Raw genomic sequence first — 19,299 nt, forward strand, 5'->3', positions numbered from 1 at the left:
AGTACACAGATGGGAAGAATTTAACCTCCACCAATCTACTGTAAGTATATCACATTTATTGTAACAATGGAAGCGCTATTATTGTAATTGTGACAATAAAAACTAACAATAAAAGCTGGCATTACCCAACACCACAACACTCTCCCCAGCCGTACCCCACGCAGCTGATAACCGCTCTCGTTATTTTTAGGATTTTGGCGATTTCTGTTTCGCAGCCTCGCGAGTCATTGAATGGCTCTCGATTGAAAACAGCTTTTACAAACCAGAAATCAAGTGAGGATCAAAGTTGGTCGACCCTCGCGGCGCGGGATGTAGGGGTTCGCTGAAACTACTGCGGGGGCGATTCACTTTTTCTTCCTGTTTTTCGCCCATCGCCATAGTTTTTTGAGCCAGCGTAGTCTCCACCAGAAGTGCCAGCCTTCAACCACCTTGAAGTCAATATAGTCATTCATCTGCTCCTCAAGTAGTAATAAGTCCTCTGCCAATTCACGCCTTGCTAGTTCCGTTTGCTCATGCACTGTATGTGAATATGTACCTTCTAGTTTTTTCTTGTCGTCGCCTTCCTTCCTAGATTCGTCATAACTAACCACTCTGCTTGCATTATCTTTGATTCTAGTAAGGGTATCGTAAATACCATCACTTCTAAAAAACAAAAATTGCGACTCCCTGTAACTCTTGATAAATTCAGCTGCCTTTTCTTTCGTGCCGTCTCTCTGGCCCCATGTACACTGATAATATTCCAAAGCGGATAGATATACAGCAAATCTTTTGTTGTACAGGTCTAGCTTAACCTTTGCACTGGCAATCCTCATCTGCGAGTAGCCAACTACGAGTGTAGCCAACGCTACAGTTGCAGCTGCAATACTAAGATAGAAAGTTATATCGGCATATATCGAACTTATTGCAACCGCACTAACTACGTCTACTGCCATTTCGTCAAACCTCAGCCAAGTTCAGTAATAGGCGTATTTTCAAACTCAACCCTCATTGCTTCTACAATGCTGGAGCTGGGCATGTCCAAGTGGTGTCTCCAAAGTCGCTTTAAACACCTTACCTTCTAACACAGACATAACATCAACTCTTACGCTATCCCTCTTACGCGGTGTTTGTGTTTGCCTTGCTACTGGGAGTTTCAACAACACCCCTTCATGAGTTACCACCTTGTGAACATCCTCTGCCCGCCCCCACCCTTGGTAAGTGAAAACTCCAACGGGGGTGTGTATCGTCCTGTCCAAGTTGCAAACAATTCTGTAGCCGACAGATTGCAGCAAGGCGTTAGCCTTCATTGGGTCTTTCATTATCTCCGCACTGTTGAGGATTTTCTCTTTGACTGTCGCCTGCTCATGGCTCAGTGCTTTCTTCTCACCTTCCAAAGAGAGTTTTTCAGCTTTGAGTGCCCGCAAGGCCACGATCAACTCTTCCACGTCATCAACCTCAGCGACAGCCCTAGCAACCTTGGCAATCTTGACGCTCAACTCAGATAACAGACCGTCGATCACAACCTCCCTTTTCATACTCTCCGTCAACACTTGCCCCTGCAATGCCTTTGAGATGTGGTCCCAGCACGACAGTTGGAACGCGACACCGATCACAGCTTCTGGGATTCCCTTACTGTTAGGGCACGCTGTAGAGCCTCTACGGGCACGGCTGGAGCATTCCATTACAGGTGGTGGTGGGTTCGCCTTGTTCTTGTAGCTTTTCGTGTTGAAATTCTTTCCACACTCACCACAGACAACAAGCCCTGTGTACTTGTGTTTTGTCGGGGCTGCGCGTTGTACGTAACCCTCAGACAAACGCTTTTGCACCCTGTAGAACAGATCAGGTTCAACAACGCGGGGATAGACATTTGGTATGCCTTGCCATTCTCCTATGGCCGTCTTGTTCTTCATCCAGCGTTTGACGGTGCTAGGTGCCATCTTGATGAAACAGTCATGCTTATCACCACCAGCCTCTAGGATGCGTTCGTAGATTCGACGTTCTCCCAACCCTGCCGCGTAGTCCTCAAAAGCCTGCTTGATGAATGGTGCAATTTCCCCCAGCAACTCACCCTCTGAGGTAAGCCAGACAGGCGTGTACCTCTTAGGAATTACCCCGTTGGCCGCTAACACGTTCCTGCTCTTATAGCTGGCCTTCATCCTGTCACTGAGGGACTGTGAGTAGTTGAAGGCGGCTTGCACCTTACCAACAAGGATGTACAAGCTCCCGCCCCTCAGCGCTTCCTGCGTGTACTTCTGTCCATCGTCCAGAGTGACCAGAGCTACACCAGCGTTAAGAATATCCGTCAACACTCTAATCATGATGCCGGGTTCCATCCGCCCTGCCCGGTCGATAGCCTCAACCAATACAACGTCACCAACACCAATAGCGCCTTTCTCGATTGCCTCTAAGAGCTTGCCAAAGCCGTTCTTGAGGTGCTTCCCACTACGGCCAGATATGCCCAAGTCTTTAAATGTCAGGTCACGGTTTAGGGTGAAGGTGGGGTTGTCCCTTTCCCAGTTATCGAGCATGGCTTGTTGGCGTTCTTCGCTGCTACCCTTGAGTTGCTTGCCGGTGCTGAAGCGGATGTAGGAGTATGCTTTGTTCACTTTCACCACCGTGTTTGCTGGAGCTGGCCCCCGTCTGAGGGCATCATAACATTGATTCCCACATTGCCGCGCGCTGGACCCAGCCGGTGTACTACGAGTTCAAGCATCTGCAGATGCCCACCCTGTTGCTCATCGGCACCGCCGACACCACCGCCATCGGCAAAGACGTTGCGCCGCCGGCGGTCAAGGCCAGGATCGGCAACTACGCGGTACTGGGCAAGCAAGTGGCCAAACTGATTCCCCATGCCACACTGGTGGAGTTCGCGGGCCTGGGCCATGCACCGCAGATGGAAGAACCGGCGAAGTTTCACCAGGCGCTGTTGCAGGGCTTGAGCGCCCTTTAATCCAACTTTTCGAGGCACGCGTGCATGTCGGTACAGATCGCAGTCATTGATGATTGGCAAAATGTGGCCAATGGCGTGGTGGATTGGTCGGTGCTGGAGGCGGTTGGGCAGGTGCACTTCCTGCACGATTACCCGGCAGATACCGCCACGATGATCGAGCGTTTGAAGGCGTTCGAGGTCATTTGCGTCATGCGCGAACGCTCGACCTTCGACCAAGCGCTGTTACAGGGTTTGCCCAACCTCAAGTTGCTGGTGACCGGCGGCATGCGCAATGCCGCCCTCGACATTGCCGCCGCCAAGGCCATGGGCATCCAGGTGTGCGGCACCGACAGCTACAAGCAGGCGGCGCCGGAGCTGACCTGGGCACTGATCATGGCGTCTACGCGCAATCTGCTGACCGAAGCCAACTCACTGCGCGCGGGTGGCTGGCAGGTGGGACTGGGTGGCGACCTGCATGGCAAGACCCTGGGAATTCTCGGGTTGGGCAGTATTGGCCAGAAGGTCGCGCAGTTTGCCCAGGTATTCGGCATGCGGGTGATTGCCTGGAGTGAAAACCTCACGCCGGAGCGCGCCGCGCAGGCCGGGGCGACCTGGGTCAGCAAGCGCGAGCTGTTTGAGCAGGCCGACATTCTCACGATTCATTTGGTACTCAGCGACCGCAGCCGTGGCCTGGTCGATGCCGAAGCATTGAGTTGGATGAAGCCGACGGCCCGGTTGGTGAATACCGCGCGCGGGCCGATTGTGGATGAGCAGGCGCTGGTGCAGGCATTGACCACTGGTCGCCTGGCGGGCGCGGCACTCGATGTATTCGCCGAGGAGCCGCTGCCGGTCGATCACCCGTTTCGCCACTTGCCCAACGTACTCGCCACGCCCCATGTGGGCTACGTGAGTGAGCAGAACTACCGGCAGTTCTATGAGCAGATGATTGAAGATATCCAGGCCTGGACCACGGGCGCGCCCATTCGGATGCTGGGCTGACGCACCAATCAGGTGCGGTCCGCACTAAGGGTGTGAGCGTAATTTTTGTGGTGAGCAGGCTTGCCCTGCGCTGGGGCGCGAAGCGGCCCTGAACCGGCGCAAGCCTGCTCACCACAACCTATCGCCTTCCTCAATTGCATATGGTTACAAGTTTTTTGTCCTACAAAAGTCCCGCACAAACCCTACAGGCTCTGGAATCTGTCCTAGACTGATGACCGATGGGTCCCTTCCAAAACAAAAACCCCGCAAAAAATCTAAACTTTCGAACTCTGCCGTAGGTCCAGTTTTAAGGTAGGGCGAGTGCACGCGGTTCACACCCGATGCCCGTCCATCCAATCTATTTAAGCCGACCGTGCAACTGGCATAAGCCTTGCCAGTTTGTATAGCGCTTGTGCGCCTGGCCGCAGGATGCGGTCTTCGGAGCTAGTGGCAGCGGGCCATTAGCCAACCAACATTGGGAGAGAACTATGATCAGTGCCGCTGTAGATACTCAGGGAGAGCGTTTTAGTAAGGCGGCAGAGGGGCCAACGTCACTGGCCGACCTGCCCAACACTGTGCGGCCGATCGTGAGTAATAATCCCAATCGAAAGAAGGTATTGTTCGTCACCTCCGAGTTCGCCGACCTGGTGAAAACCGGTGGCCTGGGCGACGTGTCCGCGGCCCTGCCCCGCGCCATGGCCCACTTGCATGATGTGCGCGTCCTGATCCCCGGTTACCCGCAGGTGATGGAAAGCGACAACCCGATCCATATCATCGGTGAGCTGGGTGGCCACGCCGCACTGCCGCCGTGCAAGATCGGGCGCATGGACCTCAAGGACGGCCTGGTCATCTATGTGCTGATCTGCCCCGAGCTCTACGAGCGCGAAGGCACGCCGTACGGCGCCAACAATGGTCGCGACTGGCCGGACAACCATATTCGCTTCGCCCGCCTGGGCCTGGCCGCTGCCGACATGGCCGCCAACCTCGCCCAGATCCACTGGTGCCCGGACCTGGTGCACGCCCACGACTGGCCCGCCGGCCTGGCCCCCGCCTATATGCACTGGCGTGGGTCACGCACACCGACCTTGTTCACCATCCATAACCTCGCCTATCAAGGCGTGGTCAGCCTGGCCTCGACGCCGGAGCTAGGCATTCCGCCCCACGCCTTGCAGCAGGAAGGCATGGAGTTCTACGGCAAGATGTCGTTCCTCAAGGCGGGCATGGCGTATTCCAGCCACATCACCACCGTGAGTGCCACCTACGCCCAGGAAATCACCACGCCGGAATTCGGCTGCGGCCTCGACGGTTTCCTCGCCGCCAAGACCCAGCAGGGCCTGCTCAGTGGCATCCCCAACGGCATCGATGAAAGTTGGGAAACCTCCACCGACACGCACCTGACCCACAACTTCAATATCGGTGACTGGGAAGGCAAGGCCATCAACGCCGACCACGTGCGCGAACTGTTCGGCCTGCATGACTCTACCGGCCCGCTGTTCGCGGTGGTCTCGCGCCTGGTCTACCAGAAAGGCCTCGACCTCACCGAAGCGGTGGCGAGCTTTATCGTCGAGAACGGCGGCCAGATCGCCATTATCGGGCGAGGCGAGCCGGAAGAGGAACAGGCCATGCGTGAACTGGCGCTGCGCTTCCCGGGCCAGGTCGGTGTGCGCATCGGCTTCAACGAGACCGACGCGCGGCGCATGTTCGCCGGCAGTGACTTCCTGCTGATGCCATCGCGCTACGAGCCCTGCGGCCTCAGCCAGATGTATGCCCAGCGCTTCGGCTCGCTGCCCGTGGCTCGCAACACCGGCGGGCTGGCGGACACCATCGAGAATGGCGTCACCGGCTTCCTGTTCAATGAATCCACCGTAGAAAGCTACGAAGAAGCCCTGAGCCGTGCGTTCCGGGTCTTCGCCAATAAAGGCCTGCTCAACGCCATGCGCAGCCGTGCCATGACCCAACCCTTCAACTGGTGCCAGGCGGTGGAACCCTACGCCGAGCTGTATGAACAACTGGTGGCCAAGGCCTTGGGGAAATCGACTAAATAATCAAGGGAGGTCTTCATAGATGCCGTTACGGACTTTGGAAACCTGGCCCCACGGCGCAATCATGCTGGACGCGCAACACACGCGTTTTGCCTTGTGGGCGCCAGACGCGTTTTATGTCAGCGTTGAATTGGAAAACGGTAAATCCATCGCCATGCTGCCCCAGGCAGATGGCTGGTTCGAGACTGAAGTGAAGTGCCCGGCGGGCACCCGCTACCGCTATAACATCGATGGGGAAATGGATGTTCCCGACCCCGCGTCCAGGGCCCAGGCCTCGGACGTGCATGGCTGGAGCCTGGTGGTCGACCCGCTCGCCTACACCTGGCGTCACGCCAACTGGCAAGGCCGCCCCTGGCACGAAGCCGTGATCTACGAATTGCACGTCGGCGCGATGGGGGGCTACGCCGAAGTCGAAAAGCACCTGCCGCGCCTGGCCGAGCTGGGCGTCACCGCGATTGAATTGATGCCGCTGGCGCAATTTCCCGGTGAGCGCAATTGGGGGTATGACGGCGTACTGCCCTACGCACCGCACTCCTCCTACGGCTCGCCCGAGCAACTCAAGCACCTGGTCGACAGCGCCCACGAACACGGCCTCGCCGTGATCCTTGACGTGGTCTACAACCACTTCGGCCCCGACGGCAATTACCTGGGCCAGTACGCCAAAGGCTTCTTCCAGGAAGACGTGCACACCCCATGGGGTGCCGGGATCGACTTTGAGCGCCGTGAAGTGCGGGATTTCTTCCTCGATAACGCGCTGATGTGGCTGCTCGAATACCGCTTCGACGGCCTGCGCCTGGACGCAGTGCACGCCATCGACAACCCCGGCTTCCTCCAGGAACTCGCGCAACGGGTACGCCAGCAGGTGGATACCGGTCGGCATGTGTGGCTGGTGCTGGAAAACGAGCTGAACCAGGCCAGCCTGCTCAAGGAGGATTTCGACGCGCAATGGAATGATGACTTCCATAACGTGCTGCACGTGTTACTGACCGGCGAAACCGATGCCTATTACAGCGACTTTGCCCAGGACCCCACCACCAAACTCGCCCGTTGCCTGGGCGAAGGGTTTATCTACCAGGGCCACACCACTCGCCATGGCCACGAGCGCGGCGAACCGAGCGCTGACTTACCGCCCACGGCCTTCGTCGCGTTCCTGCAGAACCATGACCAGATCGGCAACCGCGCCCTGGGCGAACGCCTGCACCAGCTCTGCTCGCCCCAGGCGCTCAAGGCTGCAACCGCCCTGCTGCTGTTGTCGCCTATGATTCCGCTGATGTTCATGGGGGATGAGGCGAACGCGAGCGAGCCGTTCCTGTTTTTTACCGACCACCACGGTGAACTGGCTGAAGCGGTACGCGAAGGCCGGCGCAATGAATTTGCCGACTTCGCCGCGTTCCATGACCCCGAGCGCCGTGAACGCATCCCGGATCCGAACGCGCTGTCGACATTCGCGCAATCGGCCCCGGTGATCGCCGATAACCCGCACGCTGAGCTCTACCGCCAACTGCTGGGCCTGCGCCATCGCCATATTGTGCCGCACCTGCCTGGCGCCGTGGCATTGGGCGCGCAGGTGCTGGCCTACGCCGCCGTCAGTGCGCGCTGGCGCCTGGGCAACGGCAGCCTGTTGCAGATCGACCTGAACCTGAGCGCCACGCCCTTGGATCACTCGGCCACCGCGCCGGTCCTGTTTGAAACGCCGGCCCTGCAAGGTGCGCAACTGCCGCCCTTCAGCGCCCGCGTCACCTTATCCCCTGTTGGAGAGCACCCTTGAGCGAAGCGAACCTGGAAATCCTCGCCAGCCGTGCGGGCCTGGCCGTCGATTGGATCGACGCAAACGGCCGCCCGCAACGAGTGACACCCGACGCCCTGCGCGCGGTTCTCAAAGGCCTGGGCCACCCGGCCGACAGCGATGCCGACATCAACGCCAGCCTGCTTGAATTGGAGCGGGTGCAACAAGACAAGCACCTGCCGCCCCTGATGACCGTCGACAGCGGTGAAGGCCTCGACCTGGCGCGCTACTTCGAACCCGACACCCTGTGCCGGGTCAACCTCGAAGACGGCGAAAGCCTGGAACTGCGCCTCGACGGCAATGCCGTGCTGCCCGGGGTTATCGCCTTGGGCTACCACCAGGTGCAGATCGACAACCAGAGCTTTACCCTGGCGGTCGCGCCCACCCATTGCTACAGCGTGGCCGAAGCGGTGGACAACCAACCCGCCCGCGCCTGGGGCCTGAGCGCCCAGCTGTATTCACTGCGCCGCTTGGGCGATGGCGGTTTCGGCGACACCCTGGCCCTGGAACACCTGGTCCGTTCCGCCGCCGAACGCGGCGCCGATGCCCTGGCGATCAGCCCGATGCACGCGATGTTCAGCGCCGATACCGAGCGCTACAGCCCGTACTCGCCGTCCAGCCGCCTGTTCCTCAACAGCCTGTATGCCTCGCCCGCCTGCATTCTCGGTGAACGTGAGGTGCGCAACGCGATTGAAGCCCTTGGCCTGGAAGAAGAGCTGCACGCGCTGGAACAGCACAGCCTGATCGACTGGCCGGCCGCTGCGCGGGCCAAACAACGGCTGTTGCGCGTTCTGTATGAAGACTTCCGCCACGGCCATCACCCGCAGCACGCCGACTTCCTGAGCTTTCGCCAGGCTGGTGGCGAGGCGCTGGAAAACCATTGTCGCTTCGAAGCCGTGCAGGCAGTGCGCGCCGCTGCAGGCGAGGACCTTGACTGGCGCCACTGGCCTGAAGAGTGGCGCTCGCCGCAAAGCCCGGCGCTGGTGGCGTTCGCAGAAGAGCACCACGTCGAGATCGGCTTCTACGCCTTTGGCCAATGGCTGATCGCCCGTTGCCTGGAGCGCGCCCAACAAGCCGCCAAAGGCAGCGGCATGGGCGTCGGCTTGATCGCTGACCTGGCCGTCGGTGCCGACGGCGGTGGCAGCCAGGCCTGGAGCCGCCAGGATGAGTTGCTGGCCGACCTGACCGTGGGCGCGCCACCCGACATCCTTAACCGCGCCGGCCAGGGCTGGGGCATTTCCGCGTTCTCGCCCGAAGGTCTCAAGCGCAACGGTTTCCGCGCGTTTATCGAGATGCTGCGGGCCAACTTCGCCCATGCCGGCGGCTTGCGCATCGACCATGTGATGGGCCTGCAACGCCTGTGGGTGATCCCCATGGACGCCTCGCCGCGTGAGGGCGCTTACCTGTATTACCCGGTGGACGACCTGTTGCGCCTGCTGGCGCTGGAATCCCACCGCCACCAGGCCATCGTGCTCGGCGAAGACCTCGGCACAGTGCCCGATGGGCTGCGCGAAAAACTCATCGCCCGCTCGATCCTCGGCATGCGCGTGCTGTTGTTCGAACAGGGCCACGATGGCCAGTTCAAGCCGATCCTCGACTGGCCGGACAACGCCCTGGCCACCACCAGCACCCACGACTTACCGACCCTCAACGGTTGGTGGCACAGCCGCGATATCGACTGGAACGTCCAGCTGGGCCTGATCGATGCGCCCACCGTGGAGCAATGGAGCGAGCACCGCCTGCGTGAACGCCAGGCGCTGCGCCAGGCCTTGAGCCAGGACCCGCAGAACTTCGTCGATGAGATCCGCAATGAAACCGACCACATGATCGACGCCAGCGTGCGCTACCTCGGCCACACCCGTGCGCCGCTGGTGTTGTTGCCGCTGGAAGACGCCCTGGGCCTGGAAGAACAGGCCAACCTGCCCGGCACCACCGACACCCACCCCAATTGGCGCCGCCGTTTGCCGGGCGAGGCCTCCAGCCTGCTCGACAACGCCGGTGCCGCGCGCCGCCTTGAACTGCTGGCCGTCGCGCGTAACCAAGCCTATGAGCGTGACCGATGAAAGCCCTGCCCCTGCGCGCGACCCAGCGCCTGCAATTCCACAAAGGTTTTACCCTGGATGACGCGGTCCCCCTGGTACCGTATTTCGCCCAATTGGGCATCAGCCATCTATATGCCTCGCCCTTGCTGAGTGCGCGTGCCGGTTCCATGCACGGCTACGATGTGGTCGACCCCACCAGCGTTAACCCCGAGCTGGGCGGCGAACCGGCCCTGCGTCGCCTGGTCGCGGCCCTGCGCGAGCACGATATGGGGCTGATCCTCGATATCGTCTCCAACCATATGGCCGTGGGCGGCGCCGACAACCCCTGGTGGCTGGACCTGTTGGAATGGGGCCGGCTGAGCCCCTACAGCGAATTCTTCGATATCCAGTGGCACTCCCCCGACCCGCTGCTCAAGGGCCAATTGCTCATGCCCTTCCTCGGCAGCGACTACGGCGAAGCCTTGCAGAGCGGCACGCTGACGCTGCATTTCGATGCCGCCCACGGCGCGTTTCATGTCGAGCATTACGAACATCGCTTCCCGATCTGCCCACGGGATTACGCGGCGATCCTCGGCGCCGACGAGCTGCTTAAACCCCTGGCCGACCGTTTCAGCGCCCTGGCGTATCAGGATGACGCCTACGCCGAAGCCGCCTGGCTCAAGCAGGCATTGGCCGAGCGTGCCACCGAAGTCCTCGAGCTTATCGAACGCCGACTGACCGAGTTCGACGGACGCACGCCGGAGGGCTTCAAGCGTCTGCACCACTTGCTCGAGCAACAGGCCTACCGCCTGGCCAGCTGGCGCACGGCGGCGGACGATATCAACTGGCGGCGCTTCTTCGACGTCAACGAACTGGGCGGGCTGCGCGTGGAGCGCACGGCGGTGTTCGAAGCCACCCATGGCAAGATCTTCGAACTGATCAGCCAAGGCCTGGTGGATGGCCTGCGCATCGACCACATCGACGGCCTGGCCGACCCGCGCGGTTACTGCCGCAAGCTGCGTCGTCGGGTGGATTCGCTGTCGCCCGAGCGGCACTTGCCGATCTTCGTCGAAAAAATCCTCGGCGAGGGGGAAACCCTTCGCGAAGACTGGCAAGTGGACGGCACCACCGGCTACGAATTCATGAACCAGTTGTCGTTGCTGCAACACCATCCCGAGGGCTTTGCGCCGCTGGCCGAGGTGTGGACACGCCACAGCGAACGGCCCTCGGCGTTTATCGAAGAGGCACGGCTGGCCCGCCAGCAAATCCTCAACGGCTCCCTGGGCGGCGACTTTGAAAGCGTGGCCCAGGCCCTGTTGCAGGTGGCCCGCGACGACGTGATGACCCGCGACCTGACCCTCGGCGCGATCCGTCGCGCATTGCAGGAACTGATCGTGCACTTCCCGGTGTACCGCACCTATATCAGTGCCCGTGGTCGCAGCGCAGATGACGACAAGGTGTTCCAGCAGGCCCTGGACGGCGCCCGCACGACCCTTGGCGAGGGCGACTGGCCGGTGCTCGAGCATCTGGAAAATTGGCTCGGCGGCCAGCCCTGGCGCAATCGTCCGGTGGGCCGCGAGCGCAAGATGCTCAAGCATGCCTGTGTGCGCTTCCAGCAACTGACCTCGCCGGCAGCGGCCAAGGCCGTGGAAGACACCGCGTTCTACCGCTCGGCCGTGCTGCTGTCGCGCAACGATGTGGGCTTCAGTACTGAGCAGTTCAGCGCGCCGTTGGCCGAGTTTCATGCCATCAACCAACAGCGCTTGCAGGCCTTCCCCGACAACCTGCTGGCCACCGCCACCCATGACCACAAGCGCGGCGAAGACACCCGGGCACGCCTGGCCGTGCTCAGCGAGTGCGCGCCGTGGTACGTCGAGCAAGTGGAGCATTGGCGTACCCTGGCGGCGCCCTTGCGCGACGACGCGGCCACACCGTCGGCCGGTGATGAACTGATCCTGTACCAGGTGTTGCTGGGCAGTTGGCCGCTGGACCAGGCCGAGGACTTCGAGGGCTATCACCAGCGCCTGTGGCAGTGGCAACAAAAAGCCCTGCGCGAAGCCAAGTTGCAGAGCAGCTGGAGCGCGCCCAACGAAGCCTATGAACAGGGGGTCGAGGCCTTCCTCACGCGCCTGCTGCTCACGGAGGAAGGTCGGCCCCTGCGCAGTGCGATCAATAACGCAGCCCAGGCCATCGCCCCCGCCGGCGCACTGAATGGACTGGCGCAAACCTTGCTTCGCCTTACCGTGCCGGGTGTGCCGGACCTGTACCAGGGCGATGAGTTCTGGGACTTCAGCCTGGTGGATCCGGACAACCGTCGCCCGGTGGATTTCACCGCGCGGCAACAGGCACTCAATACCCCGCCGGACATCGGCGAACTGTTGTTCAACTGGCGTGATGGGCGTATCAAGCAAACCTTGATTGCCCACGTACTGGCCTTGCGCAAGGCCCATCCGCAGGTGTTCCGCAGCGGCCGCTATACAGCGTTGGAAGTGGTCGGCCAACACGCCGAGCGGGTGGTCGCATTCTGCCGCGAACACCAAGGCAAACGCGTGCTGGTGGTGGTGCCACGCTGGTCCCATGAGCTGCTTGAAAACGGTGTGCGTCCCCAGATCAATGCGCGGGTTTGGGGCGATACACGGGTGAAATTACCGTTCGCCGCACCAACGCAAAACTGGAAGGGACTTTTTCATACAGGCGCAGTCACACCAGACAAGGAGCTGTTGATCAGCACTGCCCTGGGGGATTTCCCGGTCAATGTCTTTATCAATCCTGATGATCAAGAAAGCTGAAAATTTTCTGTGAGGAGCATTGTGATGAGTACTGAAGACAAACGCATACGCGAACTGGCGCATCAGATCTGGGAGTCTGAAGGCAAACCCCACGGGGAAGACGCGCGCCACTGGGAGATGGCGCGCAAGCTGGCCGAAGCCGAAGCGCTGACGCCGAGCAAACCCAAACCCGCCGCGAAGCCCAAGACCGCACCCAAGCCGGCGGCGAAGGCCAAGCCACCGGCGCCAGCCGCAAGCAAGCCGGCGCCGCCGGCGGCCAAGAAGCCACCCGCGCCGAAAAAGCCCAAGGCTTAACGCGCACGGCGCCATCAACCTTTTGCCGGCGCGGTCGGCAAAAGGTGACTTCACTCTTCTTATCATCAGCTGAAAACTCGTCAGCACGGCCGCGTTCGGCCCGAAAAAATAGCCTTGCAGGAGCAACTCAATGAGCAAACCCCATAAGACCCCTTCGACGCCGGGCAGCGAGCCGTCGCGGATTCGTGAAGGTTTGCCCTTCCCCCTCGGCGCTACCTGGGATGGCCTGGGTGTCAACTTTGCGCTGTTCTCGGCCAACGCCGAGAAAGTCGAACTGTGCCTGTTCGACGACACCGGCGAAGTGGAACTCGAGCGCATCGAACTGCCCGAATACACCGACGAAATTTTCCACGGTTACTTGCCCGACGCCCACCCTGGGCTGATCTACGGCTACCGTGTGTACGGGCCTTATGACCCGGCCAATGGTCATCGCTTCAACCACCACAAATTGCTGATCGACCCCTACGCCAAGCAACTGGTGGGCGAACTCAAATGGTCCGAAGCGCTGTTCGGCTACACCATCGGCCACCCGGACGACGACCTCAGTTTCGACGAGCGTGACAGTGCGCCCTTCGTGCCCAAGTGCAAGGTCATCGACCCGGCGCACACCTGGGGCAACGACCAGCCGGTGCGGGTGCCGTGGGACCGTACGATCATCTACGAAACCCACCTGCGCGGCATCAGCATGCGCCACCCTTCGGTGGGCGAAGACGTGCGCGGCACCTGTGCCGGGTTGATGGAAGATGATGTGCTCAAGCACATCCGCCAGTTGGGCATCTCGTCGGTGGAGTTGCTGCCGGTGCACGCCTTCGTCAACGACCAGCACCTGCTGGAAAAAGGCATGACCAACTACTGGGGCTACAACAGCATTGCGTTCTTCGCCCCCGACCCGCGCTACCTGGCCAGCGGCAAGATCGCCGAGTTCAAGGAGATGGTCGCGCACCTGCACGAGCAGAAGCTGGAAGTGATCCTCGACGTGGTCTACAACCACACCGCCGAAGGCAACGAGCGCGGCCCGACCCTGTCCATGCGCGGCATCGACAACGCTTCGTACTACCGGCTGATGCCCGATGACAAGCGCTTCTACATCAACGACTCCGGCACCGGCAACACCCTGGACCTGAGCCACCCGTGCGTACTGCAGATGGTCACCGACTCCCTGCGTTACTGGGCCAACGAGATGCACGTCGACGGCTTCCGCTTCGACCTGGCGACCATCCTGGGCCGCTACCGCGATGGCTTCGATGAACGCCACAGCTTCCTCGTGGCCTGCCGCCAGGACCCGGTGCTGCGCCAGCTGAAACTGATTGCCGAGCCCTGGGACTGCGGCCCCGGTGGCTACCAGGTGGGCAACTTCCCGCCAGGCTGGGTTGAATGGAACGACCGCTTCCGTGACACCGTAAGGGCTTTCTGGAAAGGCGATGACGGCCAACTGGCGGACTTCGCCGGGCGCATGACCGCCTCGGGCGAGATGTTCAACCACCGTGGCCGCCGCCCGTACAGTTCGGTGAACTTCATCACCGCCCATGACGGTTTCACCCTGCATGACCTGGTGTCGTACAACGACAAGCACAACGAAGCCAACGACGAAAACAACCAGGACGGCAGCAATAACAACCTGTCCTGGAACCACGGCGTCGAGGGCCCCACCGACGACCCGGAAATCAACGCACTGCGCCTGCGCCAGATGCGCAACTTCTTCGCCACGCTGCTGCTGGCCCAGGGCACGCCGATGATCGTGGCCGGTGACGAGTTCGCGCGGACCCAGCACGGCAACAACAATGCCTACTGCCAGGACAGCGAGATCGGCTGGGTCAACTGGGACCTGGACGAGGATGGCAAGGCGTTGCTCAAGTTCGTCAAGCGCCTGATCAAGCTGCGCCTGGCCTACCCGATCCTGCGTCGTGGGCGCTTCCTGGTAGGCGACTACAACGAAGACATCGGCGTCAAGGACGTCACCTGGTTGTCGCCGGTTGGCACCGAGATGACCACCGAACAGTGGGAAGACAGCCACGGCCGTTGCCTGGGCATGCTGATGGATGGCCGCGCCCAGGAAACCGGGATTCGCCGCGCCGGTGCCGACGCCACCCTGTTGCTGGTGGTGAACGCCCACCACGACGTGGTCAATTTCCGCCTGCCGCCGGTGCCGGAGGGTGAGTTCTGGACCTGCATGCTCGACACCAACGAGCCGGCGGTACGTGGCCAGGAACGCTTCGAGTTCGACCACGAGTACGGTGTGACCGGCCGCTCGCTGCTGCTGTTCGAACTGCAGCGTGACGACGAGGTGTGACATGGCACTGCATGGATTCCTTCAAGGCTTCCAGGGCTATGCGGACACGCAGGACCTGGCCAAGGCCCTGAGGGCATTTCAGGAGGAAGGCCTCGATCAGTTGCCGCTGCCTGGCAGCGGCGACACCCTGGGGCGGTTCAGCCGCCTGGCGCAAGTGGCGGGTCATGACCTGCGCTTGTGCAAGCTGTTCGAAGGCCACACCGATGCGTTGGCCATCATTGCCGAGCTGCGTAGCCCGGCGCCGCCTTTGGGCAGTCTGTGGGGCATGTGGGCCGCAGAACCGCCGAATGCCAAGGTGCAGGTGCGCTGCGAGGGCCATCGCCTGCGTCTGGACGGGCGTAAAGCCTGGTGTTCCGGGGCGGCGGTGCTCAGCCATGGTTTGCTGACGGCGTGGGATGAACAAGGCGGCCAGCAATTGGTGGCGGTGCAGATGGACCAACCGGGCATCACGGTCACCCACGACGGTTGGAATGCCGTGGGCATGGCCGCCACCGGCAGCGTCGAGGTCGTCTTTGACGGCGCCCATGGCCTTGCCGTGGGCGGCCCCGGCGACTACCTCGGGCGTCCCGGATTTTGGCAAGGCGGCATCGGTATCGCCGCCTGCTGGTACGGTGCGGCACAACGCCTGGCCGAGGTGTTGCGCGATCACTGCAGCAAGCGCTCGGAGCCTCACGCCCTCGCCCATCTGGGGGCGGTCGACAGCGCCTTGAACAGCGCTGCCTGCGTGCTGCGGGCCAGTGCGGAGCAGATCGACCGCTACCCCAGGGCCGATGCCCGGCACCTGGCCCAGCAGGTGCGCGCGAGCATCGAGGACACCGTCGAGCAGGTCATGCGGCACGTGGGCAGAGCCGTGGGCGCGGGTCCGTACTGCAAGGATCCGCACTTCGCCCAGTTGATGGCGGACCTGCCGGTGTATGTCCGCCAGAGCCATGCCGAACGCGACCTGGCCGGCCTCGGCGAACTGGTCGCAGGGGAACCCACAGGGAGGTGGCAGTTATGAAACCCAACCCGATCGTCGGCCAGGGCACGCCCCTGCAGCGCTGGCAGGACTCGCCGCTGATGGCCGAACTGCCGCAGATCAGCGTCGAACAATTGGTACCCAAGGGCCACCGCGCGGTGATCATCGCCCCACACCCGGATGACGAAGTACTGGGCTGTGGCGGCCTGTTGCAAGGTTTGGCCGAACTGGGCCGGCCCATTCAATTGATTTCGGTAACCGATGGCAGCGCCAGTCATCCCGGCTCCACCCACTGGTCGGTGGAGCGCTTGAGCGTGGTACGCCCCCAGGAGTCGGCCCAGGCCCTGCACCGCCTCGGTGTGCCGTTACACAGCCTGAAATGGTTGCGGGCCGGCTTCAGCGACAGCCAGGTGGCAGCGCGGGAAGACCAGCTCAGCGCCTTTATCCAGCGCCACCTCAAACCCACGGATGTGGTGTTTACCACCTGGCGCGAAGACGGCCATTGCGACCACGAGGCCGTTGGCCGCGCGAGCGCCAAGGCAGCGCACGCGGTGGGTGCGGCCCTCTATGAGCTGCCGGTGTGGACCTGGCACTGGGCGTCTCCCGAGAACAGCCTGGTGCCCTGGCACCGTGCCCGCAAAATCCCCCTGAGCTGTGAAGCCGTCGCGCGCAAGCGCCATGCCATTCATGCGTTCGCCAGCCAGCTGGAGGGTGACCCGCAGATCGGCCTGCCGCCGGTGCTGGCGCCCTATGTGGTGGAGCGTCTGCTACAACCTTTTGAAGTGGTATTCGTATGAGTGTGGCGACACCGTATTTCGATCAACTGTTTGCCGGTAACGACGACCCCTGGGCCTTTCGCCAACGCTGGTACGAGCGTCGCAAACGGGCGCTGACCCTGGCACTGTTGACCCGGCCGCGCTATGCCTCGGTGTTCGAACCCGGTTGCGCCAATGGCGAATTGAGCTTCGAGCTGGCCCCGCGCTGTGATCACCTGCTGTGTTGCGACACCGCCTCGGCCGCCGTCGCCCTGGCACGCAGCCGCCTGCTGGGCTTTGCCCATGCCCGTGTGGAGCAGAGCCGCCTGCCCGAGCAATGGCCGATAGGCGAGTTCGACCTGATTGTCTTGAGCGAGTTGTGCTACTACCTCGATCGCGATGACCTGTGCCGCTTGATCGATCGCGCCCTCAGCAGCCTCACCGCCAACGGCCAGGTGTTGGCCTGCCACTGGCGCCCGACGATCGACGGGTGCCCGCAGACCGCCGAACAGGTGCATGCCCTGCTCCATGAGCGGCTGGGGATACCCCTGGTCGCCACCCACCACGAACCCGACTTTCTACTCGACCTGTGGAGCCGCGACGGCACTTCGGTTGCCACCCTTGAGGGCCTGCGATGATCGGCATTCTGATCCCGGTACATAACGAAGAGGCGCTGCTCGGCGAGTGTCTGGAGGCAGCATTGGTGGCCGCCAGTCACCCAGGCCTGCTGGGTGAAACGGTGCAGATCCTGGTGCTGCTCGACAGTTGCAGCGATGCCAGTGCGGAGATTGCCGAGGGGTTCCCGGTGCAGCGCCTGGAGGTACAGGCGCGCAATGTGGGCCATGTGCGCGGGGTGGGCGCGCGACACCTGCTCAACCAGGGTGCACGCTGGATTTCGTGCACCGACGCCGACAGCCGCGTGGCCCCCGATTGGCTGGTGGCCCAGTTGGCACTGGGCGCCGACGTGGTGTGCGGCACCGTGACCGTCGACACCTGGAGCGAAGAGTTCGACCCGGCGGCGCAGATCCGTTACCAGGCGGCGTACCACGCCCGTGACGGTCACCGGCATATCCACGGCGCCAACCTGGGCATCAGTGCCGGGGCCTATGTGCGCGCCGGAGGGTTCGAACCGCTGGCCTGTCACGAAGATGTGCAATTGGTGCGTGACCTCGAGCGCTGCGGGGCCTCCATCGCCTGGAGCCACGCCCCGCAAGTCATCACCAGCGCGCGCCTGGAGGCCCGTGCCCAGGGCGGGTTCGGCGATTATTTGAAGAGCCTGATGTGCGCGTCTTGAAAAAAACGACATTGCAAAATGTAAAAGCGACCAATCCTTGTCTATGCTGATGACGCCTTGCTGGTAATTCAGGGTTGGATTACCACGCGTGCACCACGGCGGAGTCTGTGGTGAATAAATAGAGTCGTCCCGTCAACGGGGCACGACCCAGCATCAATCGACAAGGACGTAACGCCCATGAAGCCTGCCTCCCTCAGTGAAGGCCGTCGCGGCCCCGCGCAAATCTGGAACAGCGCACCGCAGCTGGCGCAAATCCCGCCTATCTCTACCACCTCCCTGGTGCCCGCTGGCGCGCGTGTGGTGATCATCGCGCCCCATCCCGGCGACGAGGTGGTGGCCTGCGGCGGTCTACTGCAATTGCTCAGCACCCTGGAACACCCCCTGCAAATGATCTCCATCACGGACGGCAGTGCCAGCCACCCGGGTTCCCACGTATGGCCGGCCAGCCGCCTGAGTGTGGTGCGGCCCCAGGAAAGCGCCGAGGCGCTGCGCCGCCTGGGCATGCCCTTGCACAGCCTGAAGTGGATTCGCGGCGGTTTCTGCGACAACGCCCTCGCCGCTCGCGAGCCGCAACTGAGCCAATTCATCGCGCGCTACCTGCAACCGGGCGACGTGGTGTTTTCCACCTGGCGCAACGACGGCAATGACGACCATGAGGCCGTCGGCCGTGCCAGCGCCAACGCCTGCAGGCTGGTGGGCGCGCAACTCTATGAACTGCCGATCTGGGCCTGGCACTGCCCCGCCCGCGAGGGTGCGACGATCCCCTGGCAACGGGCGCGCAAGGTACGCCTGGACACCTGGACCGTGGCGCGCAAACTCCACGCCGTCCATGCGTATGCCAGCCAGTTGGCGGGCGACCCGCAGATCGGCCTGGCGCCGATATTGGCCCAGGTGCTGCTGGAGCGTATGCGCGAGCCTTACGAGATTGTGTTTTCGTAAGACCGGCAGCTCGTCTATACCTGTCAACTCTGACAGTAGCGCCCTGCACGATGTATGGCTAGGGTGCAAACAGCGCTGCACCCGTTGAGGTGCAGTCGAGAAAGCCATGCCAACTCCTTGCATTGGCCGGTGTTTTCGAACAGGTAACCCGCACTCCCTGCTCCGTATCGCGTGTCACGTTGTCATGGTCTGGCCTGCACCGGCCTTTGCCGGTGCCGGGGCAACTTTCCCCTCGCACGAGGATG

General features: G+C 61.8%; 14 protein-coding genes and 1 pseudogene. 13 read left to right on the forward strand and 2 right to left on the reverse strand.

Translation table 11 applies throughout. From position 1 onward, the window contains the following. Window positions 1-344: 344 nt before the first annotated feature. Both BLW22_RS14815 and BLW22_RS14820 read right to left on the reverse strand, forming a co-directional pair. On the reverse strand, window positions 345-932 hold the full coding sequence (locus BLW22_RS14815) for a hypothetical protein (protein ID WP_074846901.1): 588 nt from the start codon (window positions 930-932) through the stop codon (window positions 345-347). Between the two features lie 45 nt (window positions 933-977). Next, window positions 978-2,585 (reverse strand): recombinase family protein, encoded by a 1,608-nt coding sequence (locus BLW22_RS14820; RefSeq protein WP_074846902.1) that lies wholly within the window; start codon window positions 2,583-2,585, stop codon window positions 978-980. A 74-nt stretch (window positions 2,586-2,659) separates the two neighbouring features. Between BLW22_RS14820 and BLW22_RS14825 the strand changes: the two are divergent. From BLW22_RS14825 to BLW22_RS14885, 13 genes and pseudogenes are all read left to right on the forward strand, one after another. After that, window positions 2,660-2,929 (forward strand): annotated as a pseudogene (locus BLW22_RS14825) (alpha/beta fold hydrolase); the annotation flags it as partial. 24 nt (window positions 2,930-2,953) lie between these two features. Continuing rightward, the gene (locus BLW22_RS14830; RefSeq protein WP_074846903.1) at window positions 2,954-3,907 is read left to right on the forward strand and encodes a D-2-hydroxyacid dehydrogenase family protein; all 954 of its coding nucleotides are present in this window, start codon (window positions 2,954-2,956) and stop codon (window positions 3,905-3,907) included. A gap of 467 nt (window positions 3,908-4,374) precedes the next feature. Beyond that, the gene (glgA, locus tag BLW22_RS14835; protein ID WP_074846904.1) at window positions 4,375-5,931 is read left to right on the forward strand and encodes a glycogen synthase GlgA; all 1,557 of its coding nucleotides are present in this window, start codon (window positions 4,375-4,377) and stop codon (window positions 5,929-5,931) included. Window positions 5,932-5,950: 19 nt separating this feature from the next. Then, window positions 5,951-7,696 (forward strand): malto-oligosyltrehalose trehalohydrolase, encoded by a 1,746-nt coding sequence (treZ, locus tag BLW22_RS14840; RefSeq protein ID WP_074846905.1) that lies wholly within the window; start codon window positions 5,951-5,953, stop codon window positions 7,694-7,696. Further along, window positions 7,693-9,777, forward strand: coding sequence for a 4-alpha-glucanotransferase (gene malQ / locus BLW22_RS14845; RefSeq protein WP_065948304.1), 2,085 nt, complete (start codon window positions 7,693-7,695; stop codon window positions 9,775-9,777). The genes treZ and malQ overlap by 4 nt, the downstream gene beginning before the upstream one ends. Next, a complete protein-coding gene (locus BLW22_RS14850) occupies window positions 9,774-12,524 on the forward strand; it encodes a malto-oligosyltrehalose synthase (RefSeq protein WP_074846906.1) in 2,751 nt (916 codons plus the stop codon). Before malQ ends, BLW22_RS14850 begins: the two co-directional genes overlap by 4 nt. A 24-nt stretch (window positions 12,525-12,548) precedes the next feature. Beyond that, window positions 12,549-12,818, forward strand: a complete 270-nt coding sequence (locus BLW22_RS14855; protein ID WP_065925222.1) for a DUF2934 domain-containing protein — start codon at window positions 12,549-12,551, stop codon at window positions 12,816-12,818. Window positions 12,819-12,948: 130 nt separating this feature from the next. Next, window positions 12,949-15,108, forward strand: a complete 2,160-nt coding sequence (gene glgX / locus BLW22_RS14860) for a glycogen debranching protein GlgX (protein ID WP_074846907.1) — start codon at window positions 12,949-12,951, stop codon at window positions 15,106-15,108. A gap of 1 nt (window position 15,109) precedes the next feature. Further along, the gene (locus tag BLW22_RS14865) at window positions 15,110-16,108 is read left to right on the forward strand and encodes an acyl-CoA dehydrogenase family protein (protein ID WP_065948302.1); all 999 of its coding nucleotides are present in this window, start codon (window positions 15,110-15,112) and stop codon (window positions 16,106-16,108) included. Beyond that, entirely contained in the window at window positions 16,105-16,863 is a 759-nt protein-coding gene (locus BLW22_RS14870) for a PIG-L deacetylase family protein (RefSeq protein ID WP_074846908.1), read from the forward strand. Before BLW22_RS14865 ends, BLW22_RS14870 begins: the two co-directional genes overlap by 4 nt. Then, a complete protein-coding gene (locus BLW22_RS14875; protein ID WP_074846909.1) occupies window positions 16,860-17,459 on the forward strand; it encodes an SAM-dependent methyltransferase in 600 nt (199 codons plus the stop codon). The genes BLW22_RS14870 and BLW22_RS14875 overlap by 4 nt, the downstream gene beginning before the upstream one ends. Then, a complete protein-coding gene (locus tag BLW22_RS14880) occupies window positions 17,456-18,115 on the forward strand; it encodes a glycosyltransferase family 2 protein (RefSeq protein WP_074846910.1) in 660 nt (219 codons plus the stop codon). Before BLW22_RS14875 ends, BLW22_RS14880 begins: the two co-directional genes overlap by 4 nt. A 177-nt stretch (window positions 18,116-18,292) precedes the next feature. Beyond that, the gene (locus BLW22_RS14885) at window positions 18,293-19,054 is read left to right on the forward strand and encodes a PIG-L deacetylase family protein (RefSeq protein WP_027606749.1); all 762 of its coding nucleotides are present in this window, start codon (window positions 18,293-18,295) and stop codon (window positions 19,052-19,054) included. Window positions 19,055-19,299 lie beyond the last annotated feature (245 nt).

It is taken from the genome of Pseudomonas marginalis (assembly GCF_900105325.1).
GTDB classification, from domain to species: domain Bacteria; phylum Pseudomonadota; class Gammaproteobacteria; order Pseudomonadales; family Pseudomonadaceae; genus Aquipseudomonas; species Aquipseudomonas marginalis.

Coding starts and splice junctions, on each gene's coding strand:
- BLW22_RS14815 (WP_074846901.1), bottom strand. CDS start 932: ATGGCAGTAGACGTAGTTAGTGCGGTTGCAATAAGTTCGATATATGCC.
- BLW22_RS14830 (WP_074846903.1), top strand. CDS start 2,954: ATGTCGGTACAGATCGCAGTCATTGATGATTGGCAAAATGTGGCCAAT.
- glgA (WP_074846904.1), top strand. CDS start 4,375: ATGATCAGTGCCGCTGTAGATACTCAGGGAGAGCGTTTTAGTAAGGCG.
- treZ (WP_074846905.1), top strand. CDS start 5,951: ATGCCGTTACGGACTTTGGAAACCTGGCCCCACGGCGCAATCATGCTG.
- BLW22_RS14850 (WP_074846906.1), top strand. CDS start 9,774: ATGAAAGCCCTGCCCCTGCGCGCGACCCAGCGCCTGCAATTCCACAAA.
- BLW22_RS14855 (WP_065925222.1), top strand. CDS start 12,549: ATGAGTACTGAAGACAAACGCATACGCGAACTGGCGCATCAGATCTGG.
- glgX (WP_074846907.1), top strand. CDS start 12,949: ATGAGCAAACCCCATAAGACCCCTTCGACGCCGGGCAGCGAGCCGTCG.
- BLW22_RS14865 (WP_065948302.1), top strand. CDS start 15,110: ATGGCACTGCATGGATTCCTTCAAGGCTTCCAGGGCTATGCGGACACG.
- BLW22_RS14870 (WP_074846908.1), top strand. CDS start 16,105: ATGAAACCCAACCCGATCGTCGGCCAGGGCACGCCCCTGCAGCGCTGG.
- BLW22_RS14875 (WP_074846909.1), top strand. CDS start 16,860: ATGAGTGTGGCGACACCGTATTTCGATCAACTGTTTGCCGGTAACGAC.
- BLW22_RS14880 (WP_074846910.1), top strand. CDS start 17,456: ATGATCGGCATTCTGATCCCGGTACATAACGAAGAGGCGCTGCTCGGC.
- BLW22_RS14885 (WP_027606749.1), top strand. CDS start 18,293: ATGAAGCCTGCCTCCCTCAGTGAAGGCCGTCGCGGCCCCGCGCAAATC.